The 14,844-nt window shown below is 56.1% G+C and carries 12 protein-coding genes; 5 read left to right on the top strand and 7 right to left on the bottom strand.

Going from position 1 to position 14,844, the window contains the following annotated elements:
- The first annotated feature begins 209 nt into the window (after positions 1-209).
- Positions 210-548, top strand: coding sequence for a hypothetical protein (locus FGU65_RS04370; protein ID WP_301663193.1), 339 nt, complete (start codon positions 210-212; stop codon positions 546-548).
- Between the two features lie 536 nt (positions 549-1,084).
- Here the strand turns inward: FGU65_RS04370 and FGU65_RS04375 are convergent.
- Both FGU65_RS04375 and FGU65_RS04380 read right to left on the bottom strand, forming a co-directional pair.
- Positions 1,085-1,486: a HepT-like ribonuclease domain-containing protein gene (locus FGU65_RS04375; RefSeq protein WP_301663194.1), complete on the bottom strand. Its 402-nt coding sequence runs from the start codon at positions 1,484-1,486 to the stop codon at positions 1,085-1,087.
- Positions 1,483-1,776, bottom strand: coding sequence for a nucleotidyltransferase family protein (locus tag FGU65_RS04380; protein WP_301663195.1), 294 nt, complete (start codon positions 1,774-1,776; stop codon positions 1,483-1,485). The genes FGU65_RS04375 and FGU65_RS04380 overlap by 4 nt, the downstream gene beginning before the upstream one ends.
- Positions 1,777-2,336: 560 nt before the next feature.
- Here FGU65_RS04380 and FGU65_RS04385 point away from each other — a divergent pair.
- From FGU65_RS04385 to FGU65_RS04400, 4 genes are all read left to right on the top strand, one after another.
- A complete protein-coding gene (locus FGU65_RS04385; protein WP_301663196.1) occupies positions 2,337-3,032 on the top strand; it encodes a ComF family protein in 696 nt (231 codons plus the stop codon).
- A complete protein-coding gene (locus FGU65_RS04390; protein WP_301663197.1) occupies positions 3,025-3,981 on the top strand; it encodes a DNA-processing protein DprA in 957 nt (318 codons plus the stop codon). The genes FGU65_RS04385 and FGU65_RS04390 overlap by 8 nt, the downstream gene beginning before the upstream one ends.
- Positions 3,982-4,827: 846 nt before the next feature.
- On the top strand, positions 4,828-5,967 hold the full coding sequence (locus FGU65_RS04395) for a DNA double-strand break repair nuclease NurA (protein ID WP_301663198.1): 1,140 nt from the start codon (positions 4,828-4,830) through the stop codon (positions 5,965-5,967).
- Positions 5,968-5,976: 9 nt separating this feature from the next.
- Entirely contained in the window at positions 5,977-7,761 is a 1,785-nt protein-coding gene (locus tag FGU65_RS04400; RefSeq protein WP_301663199.1) for an ATP-binding protein, read from the top strand.
- Positions 7,762-7,928: 167 nt separating this feature from the next.
- Here FGU65_RS04400 and FGU65_RS04405 read toward each other — a convergent pair whose 3' ends face one another.
- The 5 genes from FGU65_RS04405 to FGU65_RS04425 are packed head-to-tail and all read right to left on the bottom strand — an operon-like array spanning position 7,929 to position 14,842.
- Positions 7,929-8,357: a DUF365 domain-containing protein gene (locus FGU65_RS04405; RefSeq protein ID WP_301663200.1), complete on the bottom strand. Its 429-nt coding sequence runs from the start codon at positions 8,355-8,357 to the stop codon at positions 7,929-7,931.
- A 3-nt stretch (positions 8,358-8,360) separates the two neighbouring features.
- A complete protein-coding gene (locus FGU65_RS04410) occupies positions 8,361-8,810 on the bottom strand; it encodes an EVE domain-containing protein (protein WP_301663201.1) in 450 nt (149 codons plus the stop codon).
- Positions 8,811-8,853: 43 nt separating this feature from the next.
- The gene (gene brxL, locus FGU65_RS04415) at positions 8,854-10,935 is read right to left on the bottom strand and encodes a protease Lon-related BREX system protein BrxL (protein ID WP_301663202.1); all 2,082 of its coding nucleotides are present in this window, start codon (positions 10,933-10,935) and stop codon (positions 8,854-8,856) included.
- Positions 10,919-13,417 (bottom strand): PglZ domain-containing protein, encoded by a 2,499-nt coding sequence (locus FGU65_RS04420; RefSeq protein WP_301663203.1) that lies wholly within the window; start codon positions 13,415-13,417, stop codon positions 10,919-10,921. Before FGU65_RS04420 ends, brxL begins: the two co-directional genes overlap by 17 nt.
- Positions 13,418-13,429: 12 nt before the next feature.
- Positions 13,430-14,842 carry a deoxyguanosinetriphosphate triphosphohydrolase family protein gene (locus FGU65_RS04425; RefSeq protein ID WP_301663204.1) on the bottom strand — a complete coding sequence of 471 codons (1,413 nt, stop codon included), beginning with the start codon at positions 14,840-14,842 and terminating at the stop codon, positions 13,430-13,432.
- Positions 14,843-14,844: the final 2 nt, after the last annotated feature.

Genomic DNA, 14,844 nt, shown 5'->3' on the forward strand with positions numbered 1-14,844 from the left:
CCGGCTATCGAGGCTCAACTCAATGAACGGCAGAGGAAGATGGTTGCTCTGCTCGCGACCGGCGAAACGCTGACCAGTCGCAGATGCGAAGAAGAATACGGCATCACCCGCGACACGGCAACGCGGGATTTTCGTCTGTTGATGAACGTGGGGTTGGCCGTCCGGAAGGGTCGCGGACGCTCGACCGGTTACGTCCTTGCGGAGAGGAGATGAGAAGCAAACCGTCGGATAATCGTCGGATTTTATCCCATAATCGTCAGGGAGATCACTTCCGCCTTCCGGTACCGGATCGTCGGATAATCGTCAGATTTGTTCCGGGTATCGTCAGATCACCTCCTGCCAACGGCCGGACGTATCGAGAAGATCAGGATGAGCACGCGAAGGAAGAAACCATCACCATGAACAGCATGGCCGAAACGATCGGCAGCGCCGGCGGTGAGGATGCCTGCATCTTCGGTGACGACATCTCCATCCGAACCCCGATTGAGCAAGGCTTCCGCCCTTCGATCGCACCGGATGGAAGCGTGTTCGCTCCGGCGGCGGCATGACGGATCCGAACGGGACCCTGCGCAGGCCGGCATCGAACGTTTCATCGGCTCGGAGCACCTCGAGCCCGGCTCGCTGCACGTCCGCACCCGGGGCAACGCGGCGGCCGGCACCACCTTCATCCGCCGCTACCGGAGAGCACCCCGTCCCGCCCGCTCGAGGACGAGCCGATAGTCCTCTTCCACGATCTCCCGCATCGCCTGCCGGAGGCACCGGCCGCCGACGAGAGCGGCGTATCCTCATCTCCCTGGCCGCTCCAGAGAACGGCCGAAGACCGCGGGCAGCGGGACCGGGGACCCGTCCTTCGCGAGGCCTTCGATAGGACCGATCATCTATCGCGGGCCCGCAGGTATCCACGCACCGACGGTGCGGCCCCGCGAGTATGCCGAAGAGGTGCCGGCGGTCTTCTCGATGATACCAGGGAATCGGTGCATCATTCATTCCTCCCTTTCAGCCTTGCCTGCTTCACGATACTGTTCGACGTCCCCGGAGCCGGATCGTCTGCCGGGCCCCGATCTTCGCCATCCGGGAAGGATGCTCACTCCTTCTTTCCAGATACAGCGCTTCCACCCGGTGAACCCGGGTGCTGCCCGGAATTTTTTGTATCAGTGAGCACGGGAAGCAGCACCACGAGCTCCTCCTTGAGTGCGGGGATATCTCGGTCGACAACCACCCACACCTCATCGAGATCAACACGGAAATATGCATGAACCAGAATATCCCGGAGACCGACGATCTGCTTCCAGGGAACCCTGGGACAGGCACTTCGTATCTCGGGCGGAAGGCGTGCAGCCGCTTCACCGATTATTTGAAGGTGGTGAACCATCCAGACCTGCACCAGTTCCTCCTGCAGGAACACCTCCTTGCCCCGGACCGCATACCGTTCGATATCGTCGATCGCCTCCAGGATATCGAGGAGCCGCTCGCTCCCATCCCTCATAGGGGCACCAGCTCACTCAGGATCCGTACGCGGTACCGCTCCTTGAGCGCCTTTTCGGTCACCACATCCACCCTGCACCCGAGATCTTCCTCCAGATCCTGGATGAGCGCGATGTGATCGAGAAGGCTTCTGCCCGGCTCCATCTCCACCAGAAGGTCGAGGTCGCTCCCAAAATCCGCCTCGCCCCGGGCGACCGAGCCGAAGACCCGCAGGTTCGTTGCGCCGTGCCGCTCGGCTATTGCAAGAATCCTGGATCGCTTCTTCCGGACTGCATCCAGTGTCACGGACATACCTGTTCAAGGAATTCTATCGGGTGCGGGGGATATAAACCTGCCTCACGGGGGTGTCCATGCGTGAAAATATTCCCGAAGAAATGTTCCTCTTTTCGCCGAAGGCTACTCCCAGAGATACTTTCCGCCGACCGGCACGAATCCGCAGGCCTCTCCAGGCGTTCATACCGCCGGATATTCTCGAGCTCGAGCGCGAGCAGGGGTCTGCCTGTGGAGACCACAGGGTATGAACCCAGGGACCAAGTAGGGACTACGTCGGGACCAAGTCGACGTGCCGGACGACAGAGATGTTCATTCCCTGCCTCGTGGACGTTGTCGGGAGGGATACTTGACGGGTACGCGTTCGGAGTGCCAGCTCGTGGAGATCAATGCCGACAATGAAACAAACCACCGGTAAATTCTCTGAGATCCGCAGAGTTTCTCGTACTTGACGGGTACTTGATGAATCACCCCTTCCGTCGCGGACACTTTCGGGGCGCAGGCCGCAGGTATATACGTTCATCCGGAAAGCCCTTTACAAGGGACAGGCCGGCGTTTCGGCACTCCCAGGGGGACGAAATATGGAAAGAATCTTTATCCGGTCTGACGACACAGGACTTGAAATCCTCTATCCGCCGTATTGTGAAATCTGCGGCAATCCCATTCCCGATAGTTTTGCAGATACGTTTCCCTATTGCGCGGCGTGCAGGAACAGACCGGATAGAGATGACCCTCCCGTCCGTATCCGGGCATTCGGAAAGTATCTCTATGAGAATGAGTTCCCGGGCGACACTCTCAGCAACGAGATCAGAGGGCTGAAGACGGACCAGCGCTTTGTCCCGCGGCTCTGCGAATGCCTGTACTATGCGATCGAGCGCCAGTACCCGGATCTTCGCGATCTCGACGTCGTCATCCCGGTGATGCGGGGCTCCGATGATAGAGCGTACAACCCGTCGGCACTTCTGGCAGAGGGTGTTGCCTCACGCTACGGTATTCCGTATCTGGACGTCCTGTATAAGAGCAAAGTATATCGCTCACTGCATAGTATCCATGATCACCGCGAAAAGGAGAAGGAGATAGCAGGTAATGTCGGGTGCAGGTACCGGTTCAACGGCGAATCGGTTCTCCTGATCGACGACACCTGTATCACCGGAGCGACAAAACGGGAGTGCGCCACGGTGCTGCAGGCGCATGGTGCAGGCGAGGTCTGGTCGCTCGTCCTCGGAAGACTGGTCAACCGGAAACACCTGGAGACACTGAGGAACTACAATGAATAATCTTTCAACCCGGGAGATCGCATTTCTCGCCGCCCTCAATGACAGCCAGTTGCCGAAGAGGCAGGAGTATGCCGAATACTTCCGCGACCCGGCGTTCCTCCGCGATCTCTACGCCGCTGTTTTCGAAAACGATACGGACTCCCTGATGGCTTACCCCGACCATCTCCGCCCTCTCATCGCACGGGCGGAGGATCTTCGGGAGCGGGATCTTCTTCCATTCTTCGCCGACACGATCGCGGCATACCGGCAGAACGGTACCCGGATCCTCCCAATCTTCGATGCAGGGTATCCGAAGAGACTTCCGGAGATCCCGGACCCGCCTCTCATTCTCTACCAGGCCGGCCGCGAGGAGAGCATCGCAAAGCCGGCGGCTGCCGTCGTCGGCACGAGACGGATCAGCAGCGAGGGTATCGCGAGAACCCGGGAAGCGGTTGCCATCCTTGTCCGTCTCGGCTACGTGATCGTGAGCGGCCTTGCCCTCGGGACCGATACCTGCGCTCATACAGCCGCACTGGAGTTCGGCGGCGAGACGATCGCGGTCCTGCCGGGAGATATCGAAGCCGTCGTTCCGCGGCAGAACCGGAACCTCGCCGTAGCGATCACCGCCTCCGGCTCTCTTCTGAGCGAGATAACTCCTCTCACAAAGATGCACAAGGGCAGGTACATCGAGCGGAACCGCATCACCAGCGGCCTCTCCGAAGGCGTGGTGGTCGTCGAAACCGCTGCGTCCGGCGGCTCCGTCCGGCAGGCAGAGGTCGCGTTCCGGCAGGGACGGCCGGTCTACGCCTTGAAGCCCGACGATTCGAACACGGAAGCCATGGCCGGATACCGGCGGCTCGTCTCGAGCGGAGCGGTTCCGGTCGAGTCCCCGCACGACCTTTCCCAGTATTTCGGAAAGCTGCAGCAGAGCCCTGCCTCGCGGGCGACGACGCTTGCGGATTTTTCGTGACCGACGGAGGGGTGGAACCACCCTCCCGCGATCAAAAAAAGCCAGAATTGCGGTTCTTTTTCGATGTTCCCGCCCGTTTCGGATCCCGGATTCCGGCATTTTGAATGGCCGGCGAATCGCGCCCCGATTCACGAAATTCGCCAGGATCCGAGGGCCATATCGGCGATATGAGCGCGAGTAATTCCCGGACGATGGTTACTATGGCCCGCCCCGAGATCGTCCGTCTGAGGGCTTCTGTGAGGGTCGAAATTCCGGCGGATCTGCCCAGGATTCCTGATATTTAAGATTTGCTGAACCCGGAGGCGCCAACCGCCGACGATCTCGGACACCGGTTACGCACCCTGCCCCGCCCGCTCGAGGACGAGCCGATAGTCCTCTTCCGGGATCTCCCGCATCGCCTGCCGGAGGTGCCCGCTCCACAGGGTTTTGTTGGTGACGAACGCAAGGTCCGGGATCAGCGGCTTGAACCCAGGGGTTCGGCGAAGACCGCGGCCGGCTCGACCTTCACGCGGCAGGGGAAGACTTCGTCGCCCATATGCTCCGGCGCCTTAATCCAGCTCGGGAAAATTGCGTGACGCCGGAGGTATCTGTCCGCCTCTCACATGTGGATGCCGGGTGGAAGCGGCTGGTATTTCCGTTCAGGTTATGCTCTTCTCCGACCGGCTGGAGGTGGGATCCCGTTTTTTGTGAATGGATAGGCTCCGGGTCATTTTCTATAAGCTGATGCTTCAGTTTAAAATCGTAAATGTCTCATTTACGACGAAAAACGCCCTAAATGTCTGATTAAAATAGGAACTTTAATAAATCTCCTCGTAAACCACTCCAATATTCAGGTTCCGTGAGTATATGCAGGCAGACTCTTCTGAAATTCAGCCATTCAACGAACTGCCTGAAGCTTTGGTAGAAGAGTTGCTCGATCAGTGCGGAACGATGGGAGAGACGCTCTCCCATTCGTTTCGGCATCTCCTCGAGAGTAAAGTCGAGATTCGGACTGCTTTGGCAGATAACGGTTTACTAAAACACGATTCTGATCTCCTCACGAACCATTCCTATCCGACGAGTTGTGGCGTAGACGGTGCGTACACCCTGGAGCGGCTGCTCTCCACCGACATGGTGGCAGTAGCCGGGGTCGCCGTTGAAGGACTGACGCCGCCGAGCGAGACCCGGCACTGGGAGTATCCCCATCATCTCTGTGAGGTGCTGCCCACCAAACACCATGGCAAAACAGGGCTCGTCACAAGAGCGATCATGTTTGCGATGGAGCTGCACCTGGCCAGTTCAGCGCCGCACGATGTCGTTTTTCTTGACGGGTCGTTCACCACGCCGCTCATCAACATCCAGCAGGCACTGTACACCATCGATGAGGTCGATACCAACCTCTCCAATCTCTTACTCGAACAACTGGAAAGCACACTGGAGGCATATGAGACACTCCTCTACGCCAGACGGTCTGACCAGCAGTTTGTCAGTGTGCCCAAATACACAACCCATAACCAGGTGGCAAAGATCCTCCTGAAAAGCGGCATGTATGAAGACCGGGCTCTCCTCTCCTTTGTATTGCAGGCAGGAGAGTACATCCGGCCGTTCCCCTATCAGGTGCCAGAGAGCATGTGGTCATTTGCAGAACCTTCTCTCAAGGAAATGGGAAATCTGAAGACGATCATCGATGGCATGAGCAACCTGTACGTGGTGTACTACCGCCCCTTCCTCCACTCGCCGACCTTCAGGTTGGAGCTTCCCTACGCGGTTGCGACCAATAGAGACCGCCTTTCCAATGTATTTGAAGCAATAAAACTGCAGAGCGGAGTTCCCGGGATCTTTGAACCCTATCCCCTCTACCTGGCGGACAGAATGGTGAAACAGATGGGTAAGGCCGTCCCTGCAATCAGAAAAGCCACTACGCAGGAGATGCTGCAGTTCTGGGACCAGGCGGAGGCGGAGGTATACCTACTGATGCACGGCTACCGGACCGAAATAGGACGATGAGTGAGAACGATGTCAGGAATCAGGGAGAAGTTTGATCAGACAGAGCGGATCGGCGTCGTGGGATCGCCGTCCTCGACAGCGGGATTGAATATCGATATTCTCGGAACTGCGGTGAAAAAACGCCTCGTGGGGAGTCTCAGCGTCTTTCACTACGCACAGGACGGCAACGATCACTACGCGATGGGCCAGATCACCGAGGTTCAGATGCAGAACGTCTGGACGCAGGATCCGACCATGCGGGGAATTATCCGGCAGAAGGGCCGGGTGGATCCGATCACCGAACGGCAGGATGTGCACACCGCCAACATGATGGTGAGCTCGGTCTTTTCCGAGGGGAGCACGGGCATCGAACCAAGTTCGCTCGGCACGGTTCCCGCGACGGGGACATCGATCCGGTTGCTGAACCAGTCCGTCATGGAGTCTCTCTTCACCAATTATCGTGACGAACTGTTCTACCTGGGAAACGCCTACGGCACGTCGATTCCGATGCCGATGTGGTTCAAGCACTTTGGAAAATCCCAGACCGGGAGCGGCGGTGTCGGGGAGGCGTACCATATCGGGGTGTTCGGGAAGACCGGTTCCGGGAAGTCGGTTCTTGCAAAGATGATGATGATGGGATATGCAAAACACCCGTCGATGAGCATCTTCGTCCTCGATCCTCAGGGAGAGTTTGCCAGCGACCTGACTGCTGAATCCCCCTTACGCAGAGTCATGGTCGAGAAGTTAGGCAGGAATGTCGAGATCTATGACCTCCACAACCTTGTCCTGACCGACAAAGACCTGTTCAAGAAGATCCTGGCCAACTCCGGCTTTTTTGAAGAACTCGGAATTATTATGGACGCGAACCGGAACCGTGCAGCAAATGAGGTCGTAAAGGCGCTCCAGCCGAAGAAGCGGTCGGCAAAGAAGGGCGGCCTGAGCTCGTTCGGGATCGATCCCGAATCGTCAGCGTCTTCCAGTGGCATCGCCCTGCATCACGCCCATACCCGCGAGGCGTTCGACCGGGTGTGGGATGCGCTTGGCCAGGAGCAGGTGCAGAACAATATTTACACATCAAAAGATACCCGCGAGAGGCTCAGCCAGAACTATGATACTGCCGATCCCGATGAGTTTTACGAGCGCTGGAGAAAGATTACCAATCTCTTCACCTACGAACAGAAGGTCAACGCGGTAAATATCCAGAATCTGGTCAAAAAGATCGGTGAGCGGCAGGGGAACACCATCATCATCGATTTCTCGGAGAATAACATCCCGCCGGATACCTATTGGAACGATTCGATCCGGTATGTTCTGATCGGGGAGTTCCTCAAAAAAATAAAAACCGAGGCTGAAGAGGCGTATAAAGCAAAAAGGCTCCTCAACTGCCTCGTGGTCATCGACGAGGCCCACCGGCTTGCACCACGGGAAGAGCCCGAGACCGAGGACATGAGTGCCGTGAGGACCACCCTCATCGACGCCATCCGCACGACACGAAAGTACGGCCTGGGCTGGATGTTCATCAGCCAGACCCTCTCCAGTCTGCACCGCGAGATCATCAACCAGATACGGGTCTATGTCTTTGGCTTCGGCCTGGGGTGGGGCGTTGAGCGGTACGCCCTGACCGACATCATCGGCGGTGCGGAGGATGCGATTCAGCTCTACCAGATGTTCCGCGATCCCCAGAGCACGCTTGGCGAACGGGTATACCCATTCATGACCATCGGCCCGATCTCGCCGCTCTCGTTCTCGGGTACGCCGTTGTTCTTCAACGCGTTGAAGTATCCGGAAGACTTTGTGCGGATGAATTTTGAGTGAGGGAAATCTTTGGATCTGGCCTTATAGTGGAGAAATGTGTGGGAGTATGGCTATCTGGTGGAGTTTGGTGAGGGATCCACCAAGGGGGGAACTGCGCATAGGGAATGAAGGTGACGGGATTCTGGGCGATGATCAGAACGAATTCGAAACCACCGCCACCCAAAGCGTCAATTCCGCAAGTACTTCCCGCCGACCGGAACGAATCGCTCCGGCTTCTCCGGGCGCTCGTAGCGCCGGATATCCTCGAGCTCGAGCGCAAGCCAGGGCCGCTTTTTCGCCTCCCCTTTCCGGACTCGCAACCCTTGCCATTTCTCCTGCTCGCTCTGGTAGGCCGTCACTTCGTCGCGGGTGAGGAAGACGGCGTCGCCGTAGGTAGCGAAGAAGGCGAGCGGATCGTCTGCTATGACAATCCGCTTGATGGTGGCCTCGCCAACATAGCCGGTATCCTCATGTGACTGGTAGAAGACGAGTTTCATGCCTGCGCGGAGATCTTTGAAGACGGTAGCCGGTTTGATGAAGACGGTCTTCCCATCATCGAAGAATCGGGACATGTATTCTTTCGGCACCGGGAAGGTGACGCCGACGATCTCGGACATCGGTTACGCACCCTCCCCTGCCTGTTTGAGAATGAACAGATAGTCCTCCTCCGGGATCTCCCGCATCGCCTGCCGGAGGTGTCCGCTCCACATGGTTTTGTTCGTGATGAACGCCAGGTCCGGGATTAACGGCTTGAACTCCAGGGGTTCGGCGAAGACCGCGACCGGCTCGACCTTCACGCGGTAGGGGAAGACCTCGTCGCCCATATGCTCCGGCGTGACGAAGATGCGGCTCCGGTCTTCGTAGGGTTCCGACGCGACCGCATATGCGCCGGCTATCGCCGAGGGGAGAATTTCGTCGTCCCGTTTCTCCTGTCGGACGAAGAAGAGGATGGTGTCACCAGGTTTCACCCGCTGCATGATATTCTTGTTTCGCTTTGGGACTCCCCAGACGTGCTTCGTTCTGACGACCTCCCAGTTGTCGCGGTTCGAGGAGGCGATCCAGCGTGTCATGCTTGATTCTTTGCGATGGCAATAAAAAAAAGGATGCGATTACTCATGCCTCGCTGATGGCCTTGAACGCTGCCTGCATTGGATCCGAGAAGAACTCCACCCGCAGCTTGTCTAGCAACTCAGGTGGGATACCTCCAAAATCTGCCGCGTTTGTGGTCGGTATTATCACCTGCTTTGCCCCGGCATCCATGGCAACTCTGATCCGATCTCCGAGATACTCGACTCTCGAAAGCACTCCATGGATAGTCATCTCACCAAGGATAATCATGCCACCTGCAAGCGGTTTTTTGACAATTGCAGACAGGATGGCTACATAAAATGCAACGCCCATGTCTTCCGCTTCCTTCCCGTGGCCAGGGCTCATCACCTGAATGTTGAGATCGTAACTTCCGATGTCCTGTTCAAGTCCAAGCTTTTTGCTGTTGACCCGCAGGTAGTTGTACGCCATCTGAGCGGACTCTCTGATGGACTTTGACGTCAGTCCAACGATCTTAAACTTACCAGAACCCGGTATGGCGGCAACCTGTATCCGGAAGAGCATCACTCTGCCCAGTGTGGTGTCCCATCCAATGCTGAAGACGTCGCCGGGCGCCATCGGCCCTTCGGGGATCAGCTTTGTCACTCCTATCTCCGAACATTCGGCGATGAACTCATCACCGTTTTCCTTATCAAGGTACGACAAATTCACCCGGGAGAATTCGATAGGGTTCATCCGCTTCAACTGCTCTTTGACCCGCCGCCGCATCTCCAGGCCGAGATTTATGTACTCTGCCATCTCCTCTTTTGTGCATTTTCCATCGGGATGGATGAGTTTTACGAGGCCGGAGATCGTCCGGACCGCTGCCTTCCTGTCACGCTGGCCGACATGGTTGCCGAATGAGAAGCATGCGTCGTAGGTGTCGGTATAGTTTAGGGGTCTGAGGCCGTTGTGGAAGATCTCTGCGATATAATCAGCAACAAACCCCATGTGCGGGGTGAAGTGCTCGGGCTTCAGCTTCGGCATCTCCCAACCGGGGAGGTACGCATGCCACCGGTCATGGAATGCGGTATCGTTGCGTATGGTTTCAGGGAGGGGGGCAAAGAGGTGCGAAGTGCGGGCGATCGATTCTACATCACCGTCGATATTTCCGTTGAAGATGATGCCCGCCTCGGCGGAGAGTGTGCCCTTGTCGTCACCACGCGAGAACGATCCCTGTTCCATATAGCCCTTGAACATCTGCTTGTTTGCTTCGTTCTTGAAGTGTGACCCCGCCACTTCATCAAACGCCACGAGATCATTTTTGAGAACCAGACCCGGCTTGTCTTTTCGGTTCTTCCAGCCGAAGAGGTCGGGAACCGACCCCTGGCCTCCGGAGAGAAGGATGGCATAGGGAGAAATTTCACGGTAGACGAAAGATTTCCCGGTCTCCCGAGGTCCGAGTTCGATGAGATTGTAGTTCTTCTCAACCATTGGGATAAGGCGGAGGAGCAGGAGCATCTTCACACGCCAGGTGAAGTCAGGGTGCGTCGGCTCATAGCCCATCGACCGAAGCAGTGCATCCACCCATTCCTCTCGTGAAAATTTCTGCCGCCCCTCGATCCACTCATCGATCCTGGCACTGGCGATCTGGATGGGTTTCATATTGGCGATGACGAACGGCCGGGTAACATTGCCGTGGATGATCGTCTCATCATAGACGAGTTCGATGTTCGACCAGACACCACCGGTGAGCACCCGTTCGTATTTTTCTACGTAGTCCTCGTCGATATGCACCTTTTCAAGGCCTGACGTTGCAAGACGAGCCCAGTATTTTCCCCCTTGATCCTTCTCATCGAATGTGACCGTGACGAGATCGATGATCTTCATTGACCCCGACCGTTTCAGGCGAGCCTTGATCAGCTCTCCCTGGTCAGCCCTCACTACCCGTTCCGTGATCGCACTCTTCACGAGCTGGAGGCCTTCTTTGATCTGATCGTCGTCCGTGGTTGAGCAGTATTTCCCAAGCAGATATTCAAGTACATAAACCGGGATTGAGAACCCTACCTTCAGTTTATGGACCAGATCCTTTCGCACTACCCGCCCGGGGAATGCCTCCTCGAGTTTGCGATCAAGTTCATCGATTGTTACATCATGACCAGAAGTCATCGATTTCCACCTTGAGTGTTACATATTCCTCGGCAAGTTGTTCCTCGTCATCTGCATCCTGCACCAGGACAAGAAGCTGCGATCCAAACTCCGGTGCGGAGGCAGCATCGACCAGCGTGAGAGTGACCGTCTGCACGCTCCCTCCCGGCTCTACAGTCACGCCATTATCGTGTCGGAAGACTACCCGCCCGGTTTGGGGATTCTTAATCTTCACATACACCTTGCGGGCAAGGAACTGTGCATCCGCACCGAAGAGTCTCTGCTGCCCTGCGACGCCGGGCTCTATCTGGATTCTGGGCATCTCGCTTGTGATCTGCCCAACCGGTTTGAGAACAACATTCACTTTCTTTGCCTTCGCCGGCCACTGGACACAGACAACGGGAATGACGAGCTCCTGCAGAGTCGCTCCCCCGTGGAAGAACCCAAGGCCACCATAGGTACGGAACGCGTTGACGCTTCGTGGGACGATCGCAACCAAGTCCGATCCCGAGACCGGAAGAGAGAGCGCGGTCTTGTGAGTGAGGTTGCGTCCTACAATAACTCGCCGGGACGCCCAGGAGATATCTCCCGTCGGTTTTTCTTCCTCGATCTCATCGGGATCGGGTTGCCAGTGGAAGAATCCATGATCGGTGACTACGATCACACGACGATACCCTGCGTCCCTGAGTTTCCGCATTGCAGAGGTATACCGTTCGAGATGATCATCGGCACCTTCAAGCCGCAGACTGCCATCGTGGCCGGTCGTGTCAAACTCAGAGCCCTCAACAACAATGAACCGTGACGACGAGGAGGCCTTCTTTACCTTCTTCCCGTCAAGAATCTCTTCAATGGAGAGAGTGGTGCTTGCACCCACATGCTCCTTCAGCCACGCCCGCCAGGTCTCTGCAACAGCAAGGTTCCCCGATCCACCGCAGGTCACCTCAAAGGTCTTCCGGTTCGGTGAAAGACCGACGGTGAGGCTATCTGCTTCTGTCGGAAGGGCATAGGGTTTCCCCAGCGCCGTGATGCTCGGGATCGGGGCTCTCGCAACCTCGACCGTCGCCCGCACTTCAGGCTCACCTTCGTTGATCAGGTCTGCAAGCCGATGCCCGAGATCAAGGCGAAGGGCATCGAGGAAGACAAACGCCGTGGGAGCATCGTTCCCCGTGAGAAACGCCAGGGCACGTTCTCCAGCGGTAGGAAGCTCCATGATAACCTGCGAATCCTGTTCAAGGAGATCCGAGAACGCTCTGCCGATAGCATCAACGCTCCGGAGGTACTTCCTCCGCAATTTGTCCCTGACGTCCTGAAGGTCTTCAGGCAGATCCGGTACCTCCTCAAAGAGGGTTTCGCCGGCTACATCCAGGCTCCAGCCATCCGACCGATACCACTCGAGTGCTTCTTCAGTTCGCGTCCAGCCCTGCTCAACGCCGTTCTGTGCGACCAGCCGCCGGGCGACCCCGCCGAGATTCACAAGGTGCCGCCAGCCAACGGTATCTGTGGCGGTTTGCCCCCAGAACCCGGATTTCCGCTCCCAGAACAGGGGGAGATCTCGCTCAAGGGCTTCGGCTAATGTGTCGATATCATCTATCCCCTGTACCCGGTCCACCGCTTTTCTGAACAGTTCGCTTTCAACCGCACGCGATCCCTTTGATCTCGGGATGACCGTAAGATCTCGTGCCCAGCTGCCGAGAGATATCATAGCATCGGCTTTCTTCACCGCGTATTCGAAGGAGGGGATATAGACGATGTTCTGCTGCCACTGCTGCAGGAGTTCCAGCGCATGATCACGAGCAAGCCCCGGTGGGATGATTCGCTCGGCTTCCGGTGGCGGCGAGTCAGGGTTGGCAGCGGCGGCCTCTGTGCAGAGCAGAACAGCGGTCACTTCCCGTTTCCATATATCTTCATCGAGGAGAGCCGGATCCGGCAACCCGAAGTCCTCCATGGCACGGCGGGCGAAGATCTCAAATTTCCCCTCAGACCTCAGAGCCTCAAATGCACCGCTGCTGCCGGCAAGAACCTCGAGCATCCGACGGTCATTGATGAGTTCCCCTTTTGCCGCCCCTGCAGTGAAATCCTTCCAGTCGGCTTTGGGGCTGTCAAACCGCTCGTAGACGTAGGTAGCAAGGAGAGGGGCAAGTTCTTCCTCACGATCGCCCGGGATCTGCACGCCGAAGTCTCTCAGCGCCGAGAGGAGGCTCGTCTCCCAGATAAAGTCCGCCTCGGGCTCGAAGACCTTGAACCAGGTGATGTCGTCGTGCGATACCGGGAGCCAGACGATGCGGCTTTTTCGTGGTTCCTGCACGAACCGGTTCCGGAGTGCCAGTTCGTGTTCTTCCGGGTCTGCCCAGAGATCGAATCTTTCGGCGTCAGCAGCCTTCTTCAGCAGGTCGAGCCACTCCCGTTGGGGGTCGCACCAGAGGATCCAGCCGTTGTCCTTCTGGAGGGTGGGGCGGATCCTGGAGGTGAGCCAGGCATGGAAACTGGTGGGGGGTTCGGTCATTGTCCTTCCTTCTCATATTCCTGTATCTTCTTCCAAGTACAGTTTCTTGTACTCGGTGAAGGCATACAGATCGGTCATCGATGCGATATAATCGCTTAATATACGCAAGAATTTCGGATCTGAAATAATCTCATAACGGCAATCTTCGAATTCCCGTTCATTGAGATATCTGATTGTTTCATGGTGGAGGTTCAGGTTTTTCAGATACTTTTTTACTCTCTGGATTTCGCAGACCTCTGTATACCTCATCAACACACTATCAGGTAGTTGTTTTGGGTTGGTCAGATATGCCTTAATGATCTGGCGCAGGATAAATTTGGCCTTCCCATTTTCGCGGTGAATTCTGTAGTTGTTAATGATAAACCGTTCCTGGAGATCCTTGAGCCGCGTGAACAATGCGTTTTTTTCAAGAATCGTTTCGGTTGCGAGATCTTCAGTGATCGGATAGTATTCTGGCTTTGGATAGGAGGATTTCTCTTTCCTTGTTAAATAATCCTCCATGTTCTCTTTTATGGTTGCGACAGACTCAAGAACGATGAGACCGATGACCCAGCTGGTAAATTCCTTGAAGCACCGGGTATCAATCCTGGGTTTGCAAGCGTCTGAGTTTTTTATGAAGGGTTGGTCTTCAATATCTTTCAGAAAGCCCTGATCGATGATCTCTCCTATGTGTCCCAGAATCAGTTTTTTGCTCTTATAGTCCCCTTCAATCGCATCTTCGATGTCGTGGCAGACCTGTGCAATTTCATCGGACAAACTGATAATCTGACCCTCTATCGAAGCAGAGAACGCCTGCTCGAAGTGCAACTCTGGCAGGTTGGTAATTGTTTCATACTGGATAAAATCTGGTTCTTTTTTAAAGCACAATTTTGAATGCTTTAAGATGCCCTCAAGGACCGGATAACTGATGTTCAAGCCATCATATGAGGAATATCCCGTTTCGACATCCATCAGCGCCCTGACGCTCTGATAGTTGTGCTTGAACCCAATGCCAACCTTTTCGGGATCTATGTTGAATTTATTCAGGATTTTGCGCTCATCCTTCCCCGTTAACAATTCGTGGATAACGTATTCGCCAATGTGGCCGAAGGGGGTATGGCCGACATCGTGTCCCAGTGCAATCGCTTCGGTGAGATCTTCATTCACGCCAACCAGACGTGCGATAGTCCGGGCGATCTGCGCTACCTCAAGGGTGTGTGTCAGCCGTGTCCTGATGTGCTCATTCATCGTTCCGGTGAAGCAAACCTGCGTCTTATGCATCAACCGTCTGAAAGACTTGCAATAGAGGATCCTGTCTTTGTCGTGCTGGAATGGGCTCCGTTCATCCCTGGCATGGAGTATCGGATATTCCTTTTTTGGCTCCGGGAACTTCCTTTTCGCGCATTCAGCGTCGTTTCGGATGGCAAGAGGGTGGAGTTTTGTCATCT

The organism is Methanoculleus frigidifontis (assembly GCF_030464345.1).
In the GTDB taxonomy this organism is placed as follows: Archaea; Halobacteriota; Methanomicrobia; order Methanomicrobiales; family Methanoculleaceae; genus Methanoculleus_A; species Methanoculleus_A frigidifontis.

Bases quoted from the DNA above. Each gene is read 5' to 3' on its own strand.
- FGU65_RS04390 (WP_301663197.1), top strand. From the start codon at position 3,025: ATGAATAATCTTTCAACCCGGGAGATCGCATTTCTCGCCGCCCTCAAT.
- FGU65_RS04420 (WP_301663203.1), bottom strand. From the start codon at position 13,417: ATGACCGAACCCCCCACCAGTTTCCATGCCTGGCTCACCTCCAGGATC.
- FGU65_RS04425 (WP_301663204.1), bottom strand. From the start codon at position 14,842: ATGACAAAACTCCACCCTCTTGCCATCCGAAACGACGCTGAATGCGCG.
- FGU65_RS04370 (WP_301663193.1), top strand. From the start codon at position 210: ATGAGAAGCAAACCGTCGGATAATCGTCGGATTTTATCCCATAATCGT.
- FGU65_RS04375 (WP_301663194.1), bottom strand. From the start codon at position 1,486: ATGAGGGATGGGAGCGAGCGGCTCCTCGATATCCTGGAGGCGATCGAC.
- FGU65_RS04410 (WP_301663201.1), bottom strand. From the start codon at position 8,810: ATGACACGCTGGATCGCCTCCTCGAACCGCGACAACTGGGAGGTCGTC.
- brxL (WP_301663202.1), bottom strand. From the start codon at position 10,935: ATGACTTCTGGTCATGATGTAACAATCGATGAACTTGATCGCAAACTC.
- FGU65_RS04395 (WP_301663198.1), top strand. From the start codon at position 4,828: ATGCAGGCAGACTCTTCTGAAATTCAGCCATTCAACGAACTGCCTGAA.
- FGU65_RS04385 (WP_301663196.1), top strand. From the start codon at position 2,337: ATGGAAAGAATCTTTATCCGGTCTGACGACACAGGACTTGAAATCCTC.
- FGU65_RS04405 (WP_301663200.1), bottom strand. From the start codon at position 8,357: ATGTCCGAGATCGTCGGCGTCACCTTCCCGGTGCCGAAAGAATACATG.
- FGU65_RS04400 (WP_301663199.1), top strand. From the start codon at position 5,977: ATGTCAGGAATCAGGGAGAAGTTTGATCAGACAGAGCGGATCGGCGTC.
- FGU65_RS04380 (WP_301663195.1), bottom strand. From the start codon at position 1,776: ATGTCCGTGACACTGGATGCAGTCCGGAAGAAGCGATCCAGGATTCTT.